Consider the following 16,530-nt stretch of genomic DNA (forward strand, 5'->3'; position numbering starts at 1 on the left):
TCCCGCCCCGCTTACTTCTCGGGCATCGGCACCGGAAACGGCATCACATTGCCGACCGCACCGCGAGCTTCGCTGATTTTCGGCGTACCGAGGCGTTCCACTTCGTCGATGCGCACGATCGAATGCATCGGCACAAAGCTGCGCACCACGCCTTCGAACTGCGCCTTGAGCTTCTCTTCGCTCGGGTCGACGACGACCTGGGTGCGCTCGCCAAAGACGAACTCTTCCACTTCCAGGAAGCCCCACAGATCACTTTGATAGATCTGCTTGGCGTACATTTCGAACACCTGGCCCTGGTTGAGGAATATCACCTTGTAGATTGGAGCTTCGCGTTTGGTCATGGCGGGCGGACAACACATCGGGGTAAAAATGAGGGCGCGAACTATAGCATAGCCGCCGGACGCGCAACGGTAGGAACCTGGGGACATGTTCCCTATAATGCGCGGTTCTTTGAACCACGTGACGACCCTATTCCATGGCCAAGAAGCTTTACATCGAAACCCACGGTTGCCAGATGAACGAGTACGACAGCTCGCGCATGGTCGATCTGCTGGGCGAACACCAGGCCCTGGAAGTCACGGCGCGCGCCGAAGATGCCGACGTGATTCTGCTCAACACCTGCTCGATCCGCGAACGCGCCCAGGACCGGGTGTACTCCCAGCTCGGTCGCTGGCGCGAACTGAAACTGGCCAACCCGGACATGGTGATCGCCGTCGGCGGTTGCGTGGCCAGCCAGGAAGGCGCGGCGATCCGGGATCGCGCCCCGTACGTCGACGTGGTCTTCGGCCCGCAGACCCTGCACCGTCTGCCGGAAATGATCGACGCCGCGCGCATCAGCAAGTTGCCGCAAGTCGACGTCTCGTTCCCGGAAATCGAAAAGTTCGACCACCTGCCCGAGCCGCGCATCGACGGCCCGAGCGCCTACGTGTCGGTGATGGAAGGCTGCAGCAAGTACTGCACGTTCTGCGTAGTGCCTTACACCCGCGGCGAAGAAGTCAGCCGGCCGTTCGACGACGTGATCGCCGAAATCATTCACTTGGCCGAAAACGGCGTGCGTGAAGTGACCCTGCTGGGGCAGAACGTCAACGGCTATCGCGGCCTGACCCACGACGGTCGCCTGGCGGACCTGGCGGAATTGATCCGTGTTGTCGCCGCTGTCGATGGCATCGACCGCATCCGCTACACCACCTCGCACCCGCTGGAATTCTCCGACAGCCTGATCCAGGCCCACGCCGACGTGCCGGAACTGGTCAAGCATCTGCACTTGCCGGTGCAGTCCGGTTCGGACCGGATCCTGGCGGCGATGAAGCGCAACCACACAGCGCTGGAGTACAAGTCCAAGCTGCGCAAACTGCGCGCTGCCGTACCGGGCATCTGCATCAGCTCGGACTTCATCGTCGGCTTCCCGGGGGAAACCGAGAAAGATTTCGAACAGACCATGAAGCTGATTGCCGACGTCGGTTTCGACTTTTCCTACTCCTTCGTCTACAGCCAGCGCCCAGGCACCCCGGCTGCCGACCTGGCCGACGACACCCCGGAAGAGCTGAAGAAAGAACGCCTGAACGCCTTGCAGCACCGTTTGAACCAGCAAGGTTTCGAGATCAGCCGACAAATGGTCGGTTCGATCCAGCGGATTCTGGTGACCGACTATTCGAAGAAAGATCCGGGCGAGCTGCAAGGGCGCACCGAGAATAATCGTATCGTCAACTTCCGCTGCGATAATCCGACCCTGATCGGCCAGTTCGCCGACGTGCACATCGATGCGGCACAACCGCACTCGCTGCGCGGCTCGCTGATCCAGTAACACCGCAAGGAGACCCCGCCAGACGGCTGAATCGGTGCCAGGCTTTTTAAGAGCTTTCGCACCCAGGCCACTGGCGTTATCCTTGATTTCATCCTAATTGCCCCAGGGCGGCTAAATACGACCTTGAACGCACCCATAGAACCTCATCGTTTTATCCTCGAGCCTTTTGAGGCTCGCCGCTTCGCCAATTTGTGCGGGCAGTTCGACGAGCACCTGCGCCTGATCGAACAGCGCCTGGCCATCGAGATCCGCAACCGCGGCAATCAGTTCGAGCTGATCGGCGAACCCAAGCTCACCACTTCTGCGGAAAACCTGATTCGCCGCCTGTACCGGGAAACCAAGGGTTCAGAGTTGTCGCCGGATACGGTTCACCTGTTCCTCCAGGAATCGTCCGTCGTCGAGCTGGACAACCACGCCCCCGCCGAAGCCTCCGTCGCCCTGCGCACCAAGAAAGGCATGATTCGCCCTCGCGGCTTGAATCAGCTGCGCTATGTGAAGGAAATCCTCGGCAACGACATCAACTTCGGCATCGGCCCGGCCGGTACCGGCAAGACCTACCTGGCCGTGGCCTGCGCCGTGGATGCCCTGGAACGCGAGCAGATCCGCCGCATCCTGCTGGTGCGTCCGGCGGTCGAAGCGGGTGAAAAACTCGGTTTCCTGCCCGGCGACCTGTCGCAAAAAATCGACCCGTACCTGCGCCCGCTCTACGACGCGCTCTACGAGATGCTCGGCTTTGAATACGTGGCCAAGCTGATCGAGCGTCAGGTGATCGAAGTCGCCCCGCTGGCTTACATGCGCGGTCGCACGCTGAATAACAGCTTCATCATTCTCGATGAGAGCCAGAACACCACGGTCGAGCAGATGAAGATGTTCCTGACCAGGATCGGTTTCGGTTCCACGGCGGTGATCACCGGTGACATCACTCAGGTCGACCTGCCGCGCGGCACCAAATCCGGACTTCATCACGTCATCGAAGTCCTGAAGGATGTGCCGGGTATCAGCTTCACCCACTTCATGCCCAAAGACGTCGTGCGCCATCCGCTGGTGCAACGCATTGTCGAAGCTTACGAGCGCTTCGAGAATCGCGTGGCCGATGAAACACCGAAGGACACTCGCCACGATGCTTGAGCTTGACCTGCAAATCGCGACCGAAGCGTCCGCGCCGACCGAAGCCGAATTCCGCCAATGGTGCGAACTGGCCCTGCGCCAGCGCACCGCCGATTCGGAAATGACCATTCGTCTGGTCGACGAAGAAGAAGGCCGCGAACTGAATCACACCTGGCGCCACAAGGATTACGCGACCAACGTCCTGTCCTTTCCCGCCGAAGTGCCCGACGAGTTTCTCGACATTCCATTGCTGGGCGATCTGGTGATCTGCGTGGCCGTGGTTGAGCGTGAAGCCGCCGAACAGGGCAAGTCACTCAACGCCCACTGGGCACATCTGGTCATTCACGGCTGCTTGCATCTGCTTGGTTACGACCATATAGATGACGAGGAAGCCGAGGAAATGGAAGCACTGGAACGCGAGTTGCTTGCCGAACTGGGTTATCCCGATCCGTACGCGGACGACGAAACCGAAACATCCCCTATCGTTACAACAAAGGATTCAGAGTAATCGCTATGAGCGAAGATCGATCGAGCAACGGGCAGAAGTCCTGGCTGGGTAAACTGACCCAGGCTTTTGCCCACGAGCCGAAGAACCGCCAGGAGCTGCTGGAGCTGCTGCGCGATGCACATCAGAACAAACTGCTGGACAGCGAAGCGCTGGCCATCGTCGAAGGCGCCATTCAGGTGGCTGACCTGCAAGTACGCGACATCATGGTGCCGCGCTCGCAGATGATCAGCATCAAGGCGACCCAGACACCCCGCGAATTCCTTCCCGCCGTGGTCGACTCGGCCCACTCGCGCTACCCGGTCATCGGCGAAAGCCATGACGACGTGATGGGCGTGCTGCTGGCCAAGGATCTGCTGCCGCTGATCCTCAAGGAGAACGGCGACAGCTTCAACATCAAGGACCTGCTGCGCCCGGCCACGTTCGTGCCGGAGTCCAAGCGACTGAACGTGTTGCTGCGTGAATTCCGCGCCAACCACAACCATATGGCCATCGTGATCGACGAATACGGCGGTGTGGCGGGTCTGGTGACCATCGAAGACGTGCTTGAGCAGATCGTCGGCGACATCGAAGACGAGCACGACGTCGAAGAAGACAGCTACATCAAACCGCTGCCCAGCGGTGATTTCCTGATCAAGGCCCTGACGCCGATCGAGAATTTCAACGAGTTCTTCGACAGCGAATTCTCCGACGACGAGTTCGATACCGTCGGCGGGCTGGTGATGAGCGCGTTCGGGCACTTGCCAAAACGCAATGAAATCACTGAAATCGGCGCCTATCGTTTCCGCATCCTGAACGCCGACAGCCGTCGGATTCATTTGCTGCGACTCACGCCAATCGCCCGGTAAATTTAAGGACTGAAATGCGCTGGACAACCCGCCCCGGCTGGCCCGGTAACCTGCTGGCCGTGGCGGCCGGTGCAATCACCACCTTCGCTCTGGCACCGTTCGATCTCTGGCCGCTGGCCTTGCTGGCGGTCGGCCTGTTCTATGCCGGCCTGCGCGAGCTGAGCCCGCGCCAGGCGCTGGGTCGCGGCTGGTGCTTCGGTTTCGGCCTGTTCGGCGCCGGCACCAGCTGGATCTACTACAGCATCCACCACTTCGGCGGCGCTTCGGTGCTGCTGGCCGGGTTCCTGATGCTGATTTTCACGGCGGCCATTGCCTGGTTCTTCGCCCTGCCTGCCTGGCTCTGGGCGCGCTGGCTGCGTCGCAACGAGGCGCCGCTGGCCGATGCCCTGGCCTTCGCTGCGCTGTGGGTTGGCCAGGAAGCGTTCCGTGGCTGGTTCCTTACCGGTTTCCCGTGGTTGTACTCCGGTTATAGCCAGCTCGATGGCCCGCTGGCCGGGCTCGCGCCAGTGGGCGGCATGTGGCTGGTGTCGTTCGTTTTGGCGCTGACCGCTGCACTGATCTACAACACACCACGCCTGCTGCAGACCGGTCGCAAAGGTTTTATCGCCGCGGGCCTGGTATTGCTGGTCGGGCCGTGGGTGGCGGGTATCGCGCTGAAGGGCCATGCCTGGACCAGCCCGGCTGGCGCACCACTGAGTGTTGCTGCGATTCAGGGCAACGTCGCGCAAAGCATGAAATGGGACCCGGCCGAGCTCAACGCGCAGCTGGCGCTGTACCGCGACCTGAGCTTCCGTTCGAAACCCGTGGACCTGCTGATCTGGCCGGAAACCGCCGTACCGGTACTCAAGGAGTCCGCCGAGGGCTACCTGAACATGATGGGCAACTTCGCCGCCGAACGTAAATCGGCGCTGATCACCGGTGTGCCGATCCGCCAGACAGTGCGTCACGAGAAGCGCTTCTTCAACGGCATCACCGTGGTCGGCGAAGGCGACGGCACTTACCTGAAGCAAAAATTGGTGCCGTTCGGCGAGTACGTACCGCTGCAGGACATCCTGCGCGGGCTGATCGCGTTCTTCGACCTGCCGATGTCCGATTTCGCCCGTGGCCCTGCCGATCAAGCGCTGTTGCAGGCCAAGGGTTATCAGATTGCACCGTTCATCTGCTACGAAGTGGTATACCCGGAATTCGCCGCCAGTCTGGCGGCACGCAGCGACCTGCTGCTGACCATCAGCAACGACACCTGGTTCGGCACCTCGATCGGCCCGCTGCAACACTTGCAGATGGCGCAGATGCGCGCCCTTGAAGCCGGGCGCTGGATGATTCGTGCGACCAATAACGGCGTGACCGGCCTGATCAACCCGTTCGGGCAGATCACCGAGCGCATTCCGCAGTTCGAGCAAGGCGTGCTCTACGGCGAAGTGGTGCCGATGCACAACCTGACGCCTTACCTGCAATGGCGCTCGTGGCCGCTGATCATCCTGTGCGTGGTGCTGTTTGGCTGGGCGCTGATGACCAACCGGATATCCAAGACTCTGTGAAAACCCGCTCATTCCCGCGTTCTGCGCGGGAGTGATCAGTCGGCGCTGTCTTCCCCTCGGTAAAACAACGAATAGCCGATCTGCCCCACCGCCTCGTTCAACAACTGCCCGCTTTGCCAGATCGACTTGAACTCCGGCATCCAGCCGCCAAACGGCCGGGCATTGTCAGTGCCGAGGAAACCGACCGGCGCCGGCACCACTTCGAATCCGGCCTGTTGATAACTCCACACCGCTCGCGGCATGTGCCAGGCCTGGGTCACCAGCACGACACGCTTGACGCCCTCCGGCAACAGCATCTTGGCGCTGAAGGCGGCGTTCTCCCACGTGGTGCGGCTCTCCCCTTCCTGCCAACGCACCGTCACACCGAAATCATCGCGTAGCGAATCGGCCATCAGTCTGGCTTCGCTCGGCGGCGTACCGTAATGCAGGCCACCACTGGTCAGAATCGGCAACCCTGAGGCCTTGGCCAACCGCGCCGCATAACGCTGCCGTTCGAGCCCGATACCGGTCGGCTGATCCTCGCCCCAGGCCAGATCACCGCGCTCGCGACCGGAGCCCAGCACCACGATGGCATCGGCGCGTTGTGCAAGGTTTGTCCAGTCTTCCCGGGCCAGCGGCGGCTCGCGCTCCAGGGCCTTGGCCCCCCATTGCACGACCACCGGCAGACTCATCAGCAGGAAACCGCCAAAACCCAAGGCAAAGCACAGCCCCGCCAGTCGCGGCCGCGAGCGACGCAGCCACCAGGCGACGAGCAACAGCAGCAAGAGAAGGCCGGGCGGCAATAGAAGTTGTTTAATGAAATAACGAAAAGGCATCGAGCATCTCCAGAGATGCCCGAAGCCTAAGTGGGTTAGTACAGCGCGACAACCAGTAGGGTCGGATCCGCTGAAAAAGATCCGCTTTTTGACCTGCCATGCGTTTACTTGGCCTGCAGAGTCCGAACCTTGACGGTGTCTCTGCCGGGCGCCTTGTCCTTGAGCCAGATGACTTTGGCCGAACGGGGTGCATCGAGTTGCTTCACTGCCTGAGACAGATATCCATGGGTTTCACGCTCACTGCGATCCAGATAGGCCTTGACCAGTTCGAACTCGGCGGGGCTCAAGCCACGCAATTCCAGCTCCAGGGGGCGCTCGTCGCGCAGCCGGACAGCGGTTTTTGCAGCGTCCAGGGCCGTCCCCAGGCGATCGATCAACCGCTCGTACAACTCGGGTTTGGTAACGTTTTTTTGCTGTGACTCCACCATCCCTCACCTCATTGAAGATAAGACTCACTCCCCAGTTAGAGCTTAGCTTCGCTGCACAAACCGGCTGCACGCCGCGACCAACGGCCCTCGCCGCGATTTTGCCCGGTCAAACGGCTGCAATCAGGGTTTCCCTAGGCCAAGCGCGGTCATGTATGCTACGGCGCTTCCTGTAACTCCACTTCCAGCCCGTCCGGCCCGCTCCGGATGTCGCATTGAAGAGGATTAGGCCACCCCTATCCAGTACAAAAGTAGCCATGCACGAACAATATCAGCCCCGTGAAATCGAAGCCGCCGCCCAGTCGTTCTGGGACGAGCAAAAGTCCTTTGAAGTCAGTGAACAGCCAGGCAAGGAGACTTACTACTGCCTGTCGATGTTCCCTTACCCCAGCGGCAAGCTACACATGGGGCACGTGCGCAACTACACCATCGGCGACGTGATCTCCCGCTATCAGCGCATGCTCGGCAAGAACGTTCTGCAACCGATGGGTTGGGACGCCTTCGGCATGCCGGCAGAAAATGCCGCGATGAAGAACAACGTGGCCCCGGCCAAGTGGACCTACGAAAACATCGCCTACATGAAATCCCAGCTGCGCAGCCTGGGCCTGGCGGTGGACTGGTCGCGCGAAGTCACCACCTGCAAGCCTGATTACTACCGTTGGGAACAGTGGCTGTTCACTCGCCTGTTCGAAAAAGGCGTGATCTACCGCAAGAACGGTACCGTGAACTGGGACCCGATCGACCAGACCGTTCTGGCCAACGAACAGGTGATCGACGGTCGCGGCTGGCGTTCCGGCGCGCTGATCGAAAAGCGCGAAATCCCGATGTACTACTTCAAGATCACCGCCTACGCGGATGAGCTGCTGGAGAGTCTCGACGAACTGACCGGCTGGCCGGAACAGGTCAAGACCATGCAGCGCAACTGGATCGGCAAGTCCCGCGGGATGGAAGTGCAGTTCCCGTACAACGTCGACTCGATCGGCGAAAGCGGCACCCTGAAAGTCTTCACCACCCGTCCGGACACCCTGATGGGCGCAACCTATGTTGCCGTGGCTGCCGAGCACCACCTGGCGGCCCTTGCCGCGAAGAACAACCCTGAGCTGCAAGCGTTCATCGCCGAATGCAAGGGCGGCAGCGTCGCCGAAGCCGACGTCGCCACTCAAGAGAAGAAAGGCCTGCCGACCGGCCTGTTCGTCGAGCACCCGCTGACCGGTGAAAAACTGCCGGTCTGGGTCGCCAACTACGTGCTGATGCACTACGGCGACGGCGCGGTCATGGCTGTGCCGGCTCACGACGAGCGCGATTTCGAGTTCGCCCACAAGTACAACCTGCCGGTCAAATCCGTGGTTCGCACCAGTTCCGGTGAAACCAACCCGGCTCCGTGGCAGGACGCCTATGGCGAGCACGGCACGCTGATCAACTCCGGCGAGTTCGACGGCCTGGACTTCGCCGGCGCGTTCGACGCCATGGAAGTCGCCCTGATCAAGAAAGAGCTGGGCGCCTCGCGCACCCAGTTCCGCCTGCGCGACTGGGGCATCAGCCGCCAGCGCTACTGGGGCTGCCCGATCCCGATCATCCACTGCGATGCCTGCGGTGACGTGCCGGTGCCGGAAGACCAGTTGCCGGTCGTACTGCCGGAAGACGTGGTGCCGGACGGCGCCGGCTCGCCGCTGGCGCGCATGCCCGAGTTCTACGAGTGCACCTGCCCGAAATGCGGCCAGCCTGCCAAGCGTGAAACCGACACCATGGACACCTTCGTCGAGTCGTCCTGGTACTACGCCCGTTACGCCTCGCCGCACTTCGAAGGCGGCCTGGTGGAAAAATCCGCAGCCGACCACTGGTTGCCGGTGGATCAGTACATCGGCGGTATCGAACACGCTATTCTTCACCTGCTCTACGCGCGCTTCTTCCACAAGCTGATGCGCGACGAAGGCCTGGTGAGTTCCAACGAGCCGTTCAAGAACCTGCTGACCCAGGGCATGGTGGTCGCCGAGACTTACTATCGTCGTGAAGCCAACGGTGCCTACACCTGGTTCAACCCGGCGGACGTGGAACTCGAGCGCGACAGCAAGGCCAAGGTCATCAGCGCCAAGCTGATCGCCGACGGCCTGCCGGTGGAAATCGGCGGCACCGAGAAGATGGCCAAGTCGAAGAACAACGGCGTCGACCCACAGTCGATGATCGATCAGTTCGGCGCAGACACCTGCCGTCTGTTCATGATGTTCGCTTCGCCACCTGACATGAGCGCTGAGTGGTCCGACTCCGGCGTGGAAGGCTCGCACCGCTTCCTCAAGCGCGTCTGGCGTCTGGCTCAGGCCCACGTGACTCAGGGCCTGCCGGGCAAACTGGACGTGACCGGCCTGAATGACGAACAGAAAGTCATCCGCCGTTCGATCCACCAGGCGATCAAGCAGGCCAGCCATGACGTCGGCCAGAACCACAAATTCAACACCGCCATCGCTCAGGTGATGACGCTGATGAACGTGCTGGAAAAAGCCGCCCAGGCCACCGAACAGGATCGCGCACTGGTTCAGGAAGGCCTGGAAGCCGTGACGCTGCTGCTGGCGCCAATCACGCCGCACATCAGCCATGAGCTGTGGAACCGACTGGGCCACGCCGAACCGGTAATCGACGCCGGCTGGCCGGTGCTGGACGAAAGCGCACTGGTGCAGGACAGCCTGACGCTGGTCATCCAGGTCAACGGCAAGCTGCGCGGCCAGATCGAAATGCCGGCCGCCGCAACCCGTGAAGAAGTCGAAGCCGCCGCCCGTGCCAACGAAAACGTGCTGCGCTTCGTCGACGGCCTGACTATTCGCAAAGTGATCGTAGTGCCCGGGAAACTGGTCAATATCGTCGCCAGCTAATTGGATCGGGCGCCGGGTTTGCCTGGCGCCCTGTAAAACCTTTCGGGCCGCAAGGTCGGCCCACATGGTTTCAAGGGGAGCAACACAATGATCAAACGCAATCTGCTGGTGATGGGCCTCGCGGTCCTGTTGAGCGCCTGCGGTTTCCAGCTGCGCGGCACCGGCACCACCGAACTGGCGATCAAGGAACTCGACCTGAGCGCCCGCAACGCCTACGGCGAAACTGTGACGCAACTGCGTCAGCTGCTGGAGGCCAGCGGCGTCAAGATCGTCTCCGGTGCGCCGTACAAGCTGTACCTGGCCGACGAGCAGGAAAACCAGCGTATCCTCAGCTACGCCGGCGCCGGCCGTACTGGCGAGTATCAGGTAAATACTGTGCTCAGCTACGACATCCGTGGCGACAAGAACCTGCTGCTCAAAAGCGACAAGCTTGAAGTGCAGAAAGTGTTCATCCACGACGGCAACAACCTGGTGGGTTCCGACCAGGAAGCCAACGATGCCCGCAACGAGACACGCCGCGAGCTGGTACAGCGCATGATGCTGCGCCTGCAACAGCTGACTCCGGCTCAGCTGGAAGCTCTGCAACAAGCTGCCAACGACCGGGCCAAGGCAGAAGCCGACGCCCTGGAAGCGGCGCAGAAGGCTGAAGCGGAAACTCCGCGTCAGTCGCCGCTCGAACTGCCGCAGCAGTAAGACGTTCGGGGCGCTCAGGCGCCCCGTTCGCCGTTTCTTATGAAGCTCGCTCCCGCCCAACTCGGCAAACACCTGCAAGGTGCCCTCGCGCCGGTCTACATCATCAGCGGCGATGATCCGCTGCTGTGTCAGGAAGCAGCCGACGCCATTCGCTCCGCTGCCCGTCAGCAAGGGTTCGACGAACGCCAGGTCTTCGCCGCCGACGCCAATTTCGATTGGGGCACGTTGCTGCAGGCCGGCGCCAGCATGTCGCTGTTCGCCGAAAAGCGCCTGCTGGAACTGCGCCTGCCGTCCGGCAAGCCTGGTGACAAAGGCGCTGCTGCACTGATCGAATACTGCTCGCGCCCCGCTGAAGACACGGTGCTGCTGATCAGCTTGCCCAAGCTGGACGGCAGCGCGCAGAAGACCAAGTGGGGCAAGGCGCTGGTCGAAGGTCAGCAGACTCAGTTCATCCAGATCTGGCCGGTGGATGCCAACCAGTTGCCGAGCTGGATTCGCCAACGCCTGTCCCAGGCTGGGCTGTCAGCCAGTCAGGACGCCGTCGAACTGATTGCCGCGCGAGTCGAAGGCAACCTGCTGGCTGCGGCGCAGGAGATCGAAAAGCTCAAGCTGATGGCCGAGGGTGGGCAGATCAGCGTCGAAACCGTGCAGGCGGCCGTGGCCGACAGTGCGCGTTTTGACGTGTTCGGCCTGACCGACGCGGTGCTCAACGGCGAACCGGCTCACGCCCTGCGCATGCTCGAAGGGCTGCGCGGCGAAGGTGTCGAGCCGCCGGTGATTCTCTGGGCCCTGGCGCGGGAGTTGCGCCTGCTGGCCAATATCTCGTTGCAGTACAGCCAGGGCACACCGCTGGACAAGTGCTTCAGTCAGGCGAAACCGCCGGTCTGGGACAAGCGCAAACCGCTGATGAGCAAAGCCCTGCAACGCTACTCGGCGCAACGCTGGGCGCAATTGTTGCTCGAGGCCCAGCGCATCGACGCACAGATCAAGGGTCAGGCGGCTGGCTCGCCGTGGATGAGCCTCAGTCGGCTGGCGCTGTTGATGGCCGGTCAGCGTCTGACCTTACCTGCCGAATGAAACCCGGGATCGCACACCGCGATCCCGTTTTTTTGTACAGACCATTTCCTACAGAACATCCCGCCTTCTGTCCTATAGACAGACGCTCGACATCGGCAGATCATTTGCCGCGCAAAACCCACTCACTCGCGAGAACCCTCATGAGCAAAAAGCCATCGAAACATGGCCATAACAAGGCCAAATCCATCGTCGCCCAACCCCTGTTCCGCAGCCGCCAGGAACGCCCCACCAAGGGTAAAGGCAGCTACCGCCGCGAAGCCTTCCAGTCTGACAGCTGGGAGGCTTCTTACTTTCTGGCCGCTTGAAGCGCAGCACCCCTTCCTCATGTTAAGGTCTGCACCTGATTCGTATCCTCTGGACCTGTGCATGCCCCTTAGTCTTTCCCGTCGTTGGCCCTTTCGCCAACTGATCGCTGCCACAAGTTTCGTACTGCTTGTCGCCTGCGCGGAAAAACCCACCGCCGCCGACGCTCAACCGCTTCAGACCGCTCCTGTTGCCACGGCCCCCGCGATCATCCCGCCGGTAGTGCCGTCCGGTGACGACCTCGACCTGCAACCGACCCAGACCTTCGCCGAGTGGCAGGCCGGTTTCCGCAAGGACGCCCTGGCCGCCGGGATTCGCGCCGACGTCTTCGATCGCGCCTTTGCCAACGTCAGCTTCGATGCCAGCGTGATCCGTGCCGACCGCAGCCAGCCGGAATTCGCCCGGCCGGTGTGGGAATACCTGGATGGCGCCCTGTCGCCGCTGCGAGTGCGCAAAGGCCAGGCGCTGATCAACCAGTACGCCGACATCCTGCAACGCATCGAACAACGCTACGGCGTCGATCGCCAGGCGCTGGTGTCGGTGTGGGGGATGGAAAGCAATTTCGGCCAGTTCCAGGGCACCAAGTCGGTGATCAATTCCCTGGCGACCCTGGCCTATGAAGGCCGCCGCCCGGGCTTTGCCCACGCGCAACTGATCGCGGCGCTGCAAATCCTGCAACAGGGCGACATCACGCCAGAGAAGATGCTCGGCTCCTGGGCCGGCGCCATGGGCCAGACCCAGTTCATCCCGACCACCTACAACACCCACGCGGTGGATTTCGACGGTGACGGTCGCCGCGACATCTGGGGCAGCCCGGCTGACGCCTTGGCCTCCACCGCGCATTACCTGCAAAGCTCCGGATGGCAGCGTGGTCAGCCGTGGGGCTTCGAGGTGCAGCTGCCGAGCGGTTTCAACTACACCCTGGCCGACGGTGCAATTCGCAAAAGTGTCGCCGAATGGCGGCAACTGGGTGTGATTCTGCCCAACGCCGGCCAGGCACCGGCCGGTTCCGAGCAACTGTCGGCCGCCCTGCTGCTGCCGGCCGGCTATCGTGGCCCGGCGTTCCTGATCCTCGATAACTTCCGGGCGATCCTCAAGTACAACAACTCGTCGTCCTATGCCCTGGCCGTGAGCCTGTTGTCAGAGCGTTTCAACGGCGCAGGCCTGATCAACGGCACCTGGCCAAAAGATGATCTGCCGCTGAGTCGCACCGAGCGCATCGAGCTGCAAAATCTGCTGACTGCACGCAACTACGACGCGGGCACCGCCGACGGAATCATCGGTGCCAATACGCGCAAGGCGATCCGCAGTGCGCAGCAGTCATTTGGCTGGCCCGCGGACGGTTACCCGACGCACAAGCTGCTGGAAAGCTTGCGTAGCCAGTAAAAAAAGACCGCCGCCTCTTCAGGCGGCGGTCTTGTTTTGGGGTTCGGCTACCGAATCACCACATCCTGCTCCAGCATCAACTCCTTCTTCCCCGCATCCAGCCGAACCAGCGCCCCCATCGGCAACGTCAGGTTCGGATCACAATGCCCGCTGCGCCAACCCGACAGCACCGGAATCCGCAACGGTTCAAAGGTCTGCTTGAGCAGGCGGTTCAAGGCCTCGGTATCCACGCCCGCCACATCCCCGACCAACACGCCACGCAATCTGGCCAACTTGCCGGCCAGACGCATCTGGGTCAGCAAGCGGTCGATCCGATACAGCGGCTCGTTGACGTCCTCGATGAGCAGAATCACCCCTTCGACGTCGATTTCGTAAGGCGTGCCCAGGGTCGCGGCGATCATCGCCAGATTGCCGCCCAGCAAACGCCCATGGGCAATGCCGGGCTCAACCGTGGTCAGTGGGTAGACCACCGGATGGCTCAATACGCTACCGGCCGTCAACTGGCCGCGCAGCATGGCGAAGAACGACGTCACCGTCGGCGGTTCCTTGTCCCCCAGCAGATCGGCATTCAACAGTGGCCCGTGAAAGGTCACGAACCCGGCGTAGCGACTGATGGCCAGATGCAGTGCGGTGATGTCGCTGTAACCGACGAAGGGTTTGGCATGGCGGCTCAGCAAGTCGTAGTCGATCCGGTCCAGCAACCTTGGCGTGCCGTAACCACCGCGCAGGCAAATGATTGCATCGACTTCCTCGTCAGCGAACGCCGCGTGCAGATCGTTGAGCCGCACCTCGTCGCTACCGGCCAGATAGCCATCCTTTTCGTAGACGCCAGGGAACACCCGCAATCCGTAACCCCGGGCGCGCATCCATTGAACAGCCTTTTCAGTATCCAGCGTGCCGGGGCCGGCTGGAGCGATGACGCCTATCAGCCCTTCCGAAGGCAGTGCGGGGACAGGCTTGTGCGGACAAAGGGTGTGGGTCGGTCGAACGGTCATCCATGGATCTCCCTGTGTGAAGTCATGCTCACACAGTAGTCAGGAACGGCGACAAACAGAAGAGGCTCGGCTGCGCCGCAGATTGCAGGAAAAGTCAGTAACGAGTGTAGGCCGGGCAAAAAAATGCCCGCCGGGCGATAAACCCCGGCGGGCATTTTTTCATTCAGCGCTGAATCAGGAACCGAGCAGCTCGGCCTTGACCAGTTTCGCCTGCTCGTCGGCGTGGTACGAAGAGCGCACCAACGGGCCGGACGCGACGTTCTTGAAGCCCATCTTGTAACCTTCCTCGGCGAACCAGGCGAAGGTGTCCGGGTGCACGAAACGCTGCACTGGCAAGTGACTGCGGGACGGTTGCAGGTACTGGCCCAGGGTCAGCATGTCGATGTCGTGTTCGCGCATGCGCTTCATGACTTCGATGACTTCGTCGTCGGTCTCGCCCAGACCCAGCATCAGGCCGGACTTGGTCGGAATGTGCGGCATCATCTGCTTGAAGCGTTGCAGCAGGGTCAGCGACCACTGGTAGTCCGAACCCGGACGCGCAGCCTTGTACAGGCGCGGCACGGTTTCCAGGTTGTGGTTGAACACATCCGGCGGCTCGGCCGCGGTGATTTCCAGGGCGATGTCCATGCGGCCACGGTAGTCCGGGACCAGGGTCTCGAGCTGCACGTTCGGCGACAGTTTGCGGATTTCGCGGATGCAGTCGGCAAAGTGCTGGGCACCGCCGTCACGCAGGTCGTCGCGGTCAACCGAGGTGATCACCACGTACTTGAGTTTCAGGTCGGCGATGGCGATGGCCAGGCTTTCCGGCTCGTTGACGTCCAGTGGCTTCGGACGGCCATGGCCAACGTCGCAGAACGGGCAGCGACGGGTGCAGATGTCACCCATGATCATGAAGGTCGCGGTGCCGCCGGAGAAGCACTCGCCCAGGTTCGGGCAGGACGCTTCTTCACAGACGCTGTGCAGCTTGTGCTTGCGCAGCAGGCTCTTGATGCGGTCGACTTCCGGCGAAACCGGGATGCGCACGCGGATCCAGTCGGGTTTCTTCGGCAGTTCGGTGGTCGGAATGATCTTCACCGGGATGCGTGCAACCTTCTCGGCGCCGCGCAGCTTGACGCCCGCTTCAACCTTGGGACGCGGGGCCGGGCGCTCGGTCACGTCGAGCGTCGGGATCATGGTTTGCACTGCATCAGTAGTCATATCAGTCGATTCCGCCCGTCAGGGTCGTCTGCTCAGCATAGTCGAGGTGTTTGACGAGCTGCGCACGCAGCCGGGCACTTACCTCGGCAAATTCAATCGATCCTGCATGGTCGCTCAGCTGGGTCATCGCCAGCCCGGCGTAGCCGCAGGGATTAATCCGTCGAAACGGTTCCAGGTCCATGTCCACGTTCAGGGCCAGGCCATGAAAGGAACAACCGTGGCGAATCCGCAAACCCAGAGAAGCGATTTTCGCTCCGTCGACGTAGACGCCGGGAGCGTCTGGCTTGGCCACTGCAGTGACGTCATAGCTGGCCAGCAGCTCGATCAGGCACCGCTCCATGCGCGTGACCAGGTCTCGTACACCAAAACCCAGTTTGCGCACATCCAGCAGCAGGTACGCCACCAGTTGGCCGGGGCCATGGTAAGTCACCTGCCCGCCGCGGTCGACCTGCACCACCGGGATATCCCCCGGCAGCAGCAGGTGTTCGGCCTTGCCGGCCTGGCCCTGGGTGAACACCGGTGGGTGCTCGACGAGCCAGATTTCGTCGGCGGCATCACTGCCGCGTTCGTTGGTAAAACGTTGCATGGCATGCCAGACCGGCTCGTAAGCCATCTGGCCAAGCTCGCGAAAGCCCAGCGTGCCGGACATCACAACACCATGTGCACGAAACCGGTCGCCCGCAGTTCGCTGTTGATGTTGTACAGCTGATCCTGGTCGGTCGCGACGATGTGCAACTGGATGGTGGTGTACTTGCCGTTGCTGCTTTGACGCTCGTCCACACGCTCATCGTTGATCTTGGCGTGCTTCTTGACGATGTCGATGATCTTGTCTTTGTTGCCGACGCCCGTATCGCTGATCACCTTAACCGGATAATCAACCTGCGGAAATTCGATCTTTGGCGCCTTTACTTCGGTATCGGTCATGGCGTAACGGCCTCGTAAGCGTAAGCCCGGTAACGAACAAGGCCCCGCT

The 16,530-nt window shown here is 61.6% G+C and carries 17 protein-coding genes; 10 read left to right on the forward strand and 7 right to left on the reverse strand.

Translation table 11 applies throughout. The annotated features are described in order from the left end of the window. Window positions 1-11: 11 nt before the first annotated feature. Window positions 12-341, reverse strand: coding sequence for a DUF1820 family protein (locus AC1RME_RS23925; protein ID WP_077045543.1), 330 nt, complete (start codon window positions 339-341; stop codon window positions 12-14). A gap of 134 nt (window positions 342-475) precedes the next feature. Here AC1RME_RS23925 and miaB point away from each other — a divergent pair, with 134 nt between their 5' ends. From miaB to lnt, 5 genes are all read left to right on the forward strand, one after another. Continuing rightward, on the forward strand, window positions 476-1,804 hold the full coding sequence (gene miaB / locus AC1RME_RS23930; protein ID WP_015096961.1) for a tRNA (N6-isopentenyl adenosine(37)-C2)-methylthiotransferase MiaB: 1,329 nt from the start codon (window positions 476-478) through the stop codon (window positions 1,802-1,804). Between the two features lie 123 nt (window positions 1,805-1,927). Then, window positions 1,928-2,932: a PhoH family protein gene (locus AC1RME_RS23935; RefSeq protein WP_493091842.1), complete on the forward strand. Its 1,005-nt coding sequence runs from the start codon at window positions 1,928-1,930 to the stop codon at window positions 2,930-2,932. Then, on the forward strand, window positions 2,925-3,419 hold the full coding sequence (gene ybeY / locus AC1RME_RS23940) for an rRNA maturation RNase YbeY (protein ID WP_273536415.1): 495 nt from the start codon (window positions 2,925-2,927) through the stop codon (window positions 3,417-3,419). Before AC1RME_RS23935 ends, ybeY begins: the two co-directional genes overlap by 8 nt. A gap of 5 nt (window positions 3,420-3,424) precedes the next feature. Beyond that, window positions 3,425-4,264 (forward strand): CorC family transporter, encoded by an 840-nt coding sequence (locus AC1RME_RS23945; RefSeq protein ID WP_007909641.1) that lies wholly within the window; start codon window positions 3,425-3,427, stop codon window positions 4,262-4,264. A gap of 14 nt (window positions 4,265-4,278) precedes the next feature. Next, window positions 4,279-5,802: an apolipoprotein N-acyltransferase gene (lnt, locus tag AC1RME_RS23950; protein WP_493091843.1), complete on the forward strand. Its 1,524-nt coding sequence runs from the start codon at window positions 4,279-4,281 to the stop codon at window positions 5,800-5,802. A 35-nt stretch (window positions 5,803-5,837) separates the two neighbouring features. On the opposite strand, the gene AC1RME_RS23955 is transcribed toward lnt, so the two are convergent. Beyond that, complete coding sequence (locus AC1RME_RS23955; RefSeq protein WP_493072963.1) at window positions 5,838-6,617, reverse strand: YdcF family protein; 780 nt, start codon at window positions 6,615-6,617, stop codon at window positions 5,838-5,840. A 104-nt stretch (window positions 6,618-6,721) separates the two neighbouring features. After that, the gene (locus AC1RME_RS23960) at window positions 6,722-7,045 is read right to left on the reverse strand and encodes a hypothetical protein (RefSeq protein ID WP_096820794.1); all 324 of its coding nucleotides are present in this window, start codon (window positions 7,043-7,045) and stop codon (window positions 6,722-6,724) included. Between the two features lie 254 nt (window positions 7,046-7,299). Between AC1RME_RS23960 and leuS the strand changes: the two genes are divergently transcribed. From leuS to AC1RME_RS23985, 5 genes are all read left to right on the forward strand, one after another. Then, window positions 7,300-9,906 carry a leucine--tRNA ligase gene (gene leuS, locus AC1RME_RS23965; protein WP_096820793.1) on the forward strand — a complete coding sequence of 869 codons (2,607 nt, stop codon included), beginning with the start codon at window positions 7,300-7,302 and terminating at the stop codon, window positions 9,904-9,906. 87 nt (window positions 9,907-9,993) lie between these two features. Further along, window positions 9,994-10,599, forward strand: a complete 606-nt coding sequence (locus AC1RME_RS23970) for an LPS-assembly lipoprotein LptE (RefSeq protein WP_096820792.1) — start codon at window positions 9,994-9,996, stop codon at window positions 10,597-10,599. A 39-nt stretch (window positions 10,600-10,638) separates the two neighbouring features. Next, window positions 10,639-11,676 carry a DNA polymerase III subunit delta gene (gene holA, locus AC1RME_RS23975; protein WP_096820791.1) on the forward strand — a complete coding sequence of 346 codons (1,038 nt, stop codon included), beginning with the start codon at window positions 10,639-10,641 and terminating at the stop codon, window positions 11,674-11,676. A gap of 140 nt (window positions 11,677-11,816) precedes the next feature. Further along, window positions 11,817-11,981, forward strand: a complete 165-nt coding sequence (arfA, locus tag AC1RME_RS23980) for an alternative ribosome rescue factor ArfA (protein ID WP_007958672.1) — start codon at window positions 11,817-11,819, stop codon at window positions 11,979-11,981. 61 nt (window positions 11,982-12,042) lie between these two features. Then, entirely contained in the window at window positions 12,043-13,365 is a 1,323-nt protein-coding gene (locus tag AC1RME_RS23985) for a lytic murein transglycosylase (RefSeq protein ID WP_493091845.1), read from the forward strand. Window positions 13,366-13,412: 47 nt separating this feature from the next. On the opposite strand, the gene AC1RME_RS23990 is transcribed toward AC1RME_RS23985, so the two are convergent. The 4 genes from AC1RME_RS23990 to AC1RME_RS24005 form a co-directional block, all read right to left on the reverse strand. Continuing rightward, window positions 13,413-14,360, reverse strand: a complete 948-nt coding sequence (locus AC1RME_RS23990; protein WP_493091846.1) for a S66 peptidase family protein — start codon at window positions 14,358-14,360, stop codon at window positions 13,413-13,415. A 174-nt stretch (window positions 14,361-14,534) separates the two neighbouring features. Beyond that, the gene (gene lipA / locus AC1RME_RS23995) at window positions 14,535-15,533 is read right to left on the reverse strand and encodes a lipoyl synthase (RefSeq protein ID WP_162130488.1); all 999 of its coding nucleotides are present in this window, start codon (window positions 15,531-15,533) and stop codon (window positions 14,535-14,537) included. A 25-nt stretch (window positions 15,534-15,558) separates the two neighbouring features. Continuing rightward, entirely contained in the window at window positions 15,559-16,206 is a 648-nt protein-coding gene (gene lipB, locus AC1RME_RS24000; protein ID WP_096820788.1) for a lipoyl(octanoyl) transferase LipB, read from the reverse strand. Continuing rightward, entirely contained in the window at window positions 16,206-16,481 is a 276-nt protein-coding gene (locus AC1RME_RS24005) for a DUF493 domain-containing protein (RefSeq protein WP_007958664.1), read from the reverse strand. Before AC1RME_RS24005 ends, lipB begins: the two co-directional genes overlap by 1 nt. Window positions 16,482-16,530: the final 49 nt, after the last annotated feature.

This window comes from Pseudomonas sp. GW822-FHT03F08, assembly GCF_058801265.1.

Excerpts from the sequence above, each read along its gene's own strand:
- AC1RME_RS24005 (WP_007958664.1), bottom strand. The coding sequence starts at position 16,481 with ATGACCGATACCGAAGTAAAGGCGCCAAAGATCGAATTTCCGCAGGTT.
- leuS (WP_096820793.1), top strand. The coding sequence starts at position 7,300 with ATGCACGAACAATATCAGCCCCGTGAAATCGAAGCCGCCGCCCAGTCG.
- holA (WP_096820791.1), top strand. The coding sequence starts at position 10,639 with ATGAAGCTCGCTCCCGCCCAACTCGGCAAACACCTGCAAGGTGCCCTC.
- AC1RME_RS23990 (WP_493091846.1), bottom strand. The coding sequence starts at position 14,360 with ATGACCGTTCGACCGACCCACACCCTTTGTCCGCACAAGCCTGTCCCC.
- AC1RME_RS23925 (WP_077045543.1), bottom strand. The coding sequence starts at position 341 with ATGACCAAACGCGAAGCTCCAATCTACAAGGTGATATTCCTCAACCAG.
- lipB (WP_096820788.1), bottom strand. The coding sequence starts at position 16,206 with ATGTCCGGCACGCTGGGCTTTCGCGAGCTTGGCCAGATGGCTTACGAG.
- lipA (WP_162130488.1), bottom strand. The coding sequence starts at position 15,533 with ATGATCCCGACGCTCGACGTGACCGAGCGCCCGGCCCCGCGTCCCAAG.
- AC1RME_RS23970 (WP_096820792.1), top strand. The coding sequence starts at position 9,994 with ATGATCAAACGCAATCTGCTGGTGATGGGCCTCGCGGTCCTGTTGAGC.
- AC1RME_RS23955 (WP_493072963.1), bottom strand. The coding sequence starts at position 6,617 with ATGCCTTTTCGTTATTTCATTAAACAACTTCTATTGCCGCCCGGCCTT.
- AC1RME_RS23945 (WP_007909641.1), top strand. The coding sequence starts at position 3,425 with ATGAGCGAAGATCGATCGAGCAACGGGCAGAAGTCCTGGCTGGGTAAA.
- arfA (WP_007958672.1), top strand. The coding sequence starts at position 11,817 with ATGAGCAAAAAGCCATCGAAACATGGCCATAACAAGGCCAAATCCATC.
- lnt (WP_493091843.1), top strand. The coding sequence starts at position 4,279 with ATGCGCTGGACAACCCGCCCCGGCTGGCCCGGTAACCTGCTGGCCGTG.
- ybeY (WP_273536415.1), top strand. The coding sequence starts at position 2,925 with ATGCTTGAGCTTGACCTGCAAATCGCGACCGAAGCGTCCGCGCCGACC.
- AC1RME_RS23960 (WP_096820794.1), bottom strand. The coding sequence starts at position 7,045 with ATGGTGGAGTCACAGCAAAAAAACGTTACCAAACCCGAGTTGTACGAG.
- AC1RME_RS23985 (WP_493091845.1), top strand. The coding sequence starts at position 12,043 with ATGCCCCTTAGTCTTTCCCGTCGTTGGCCCTTTCGCCAACTGATCGCT.
- miaB (WP_015096961.1), top strand. The coding sequence starts at position 476 with ATGGCCAAGAAGCTTTACATCGAAACCCACGGTTGCCAGATGAACGAG.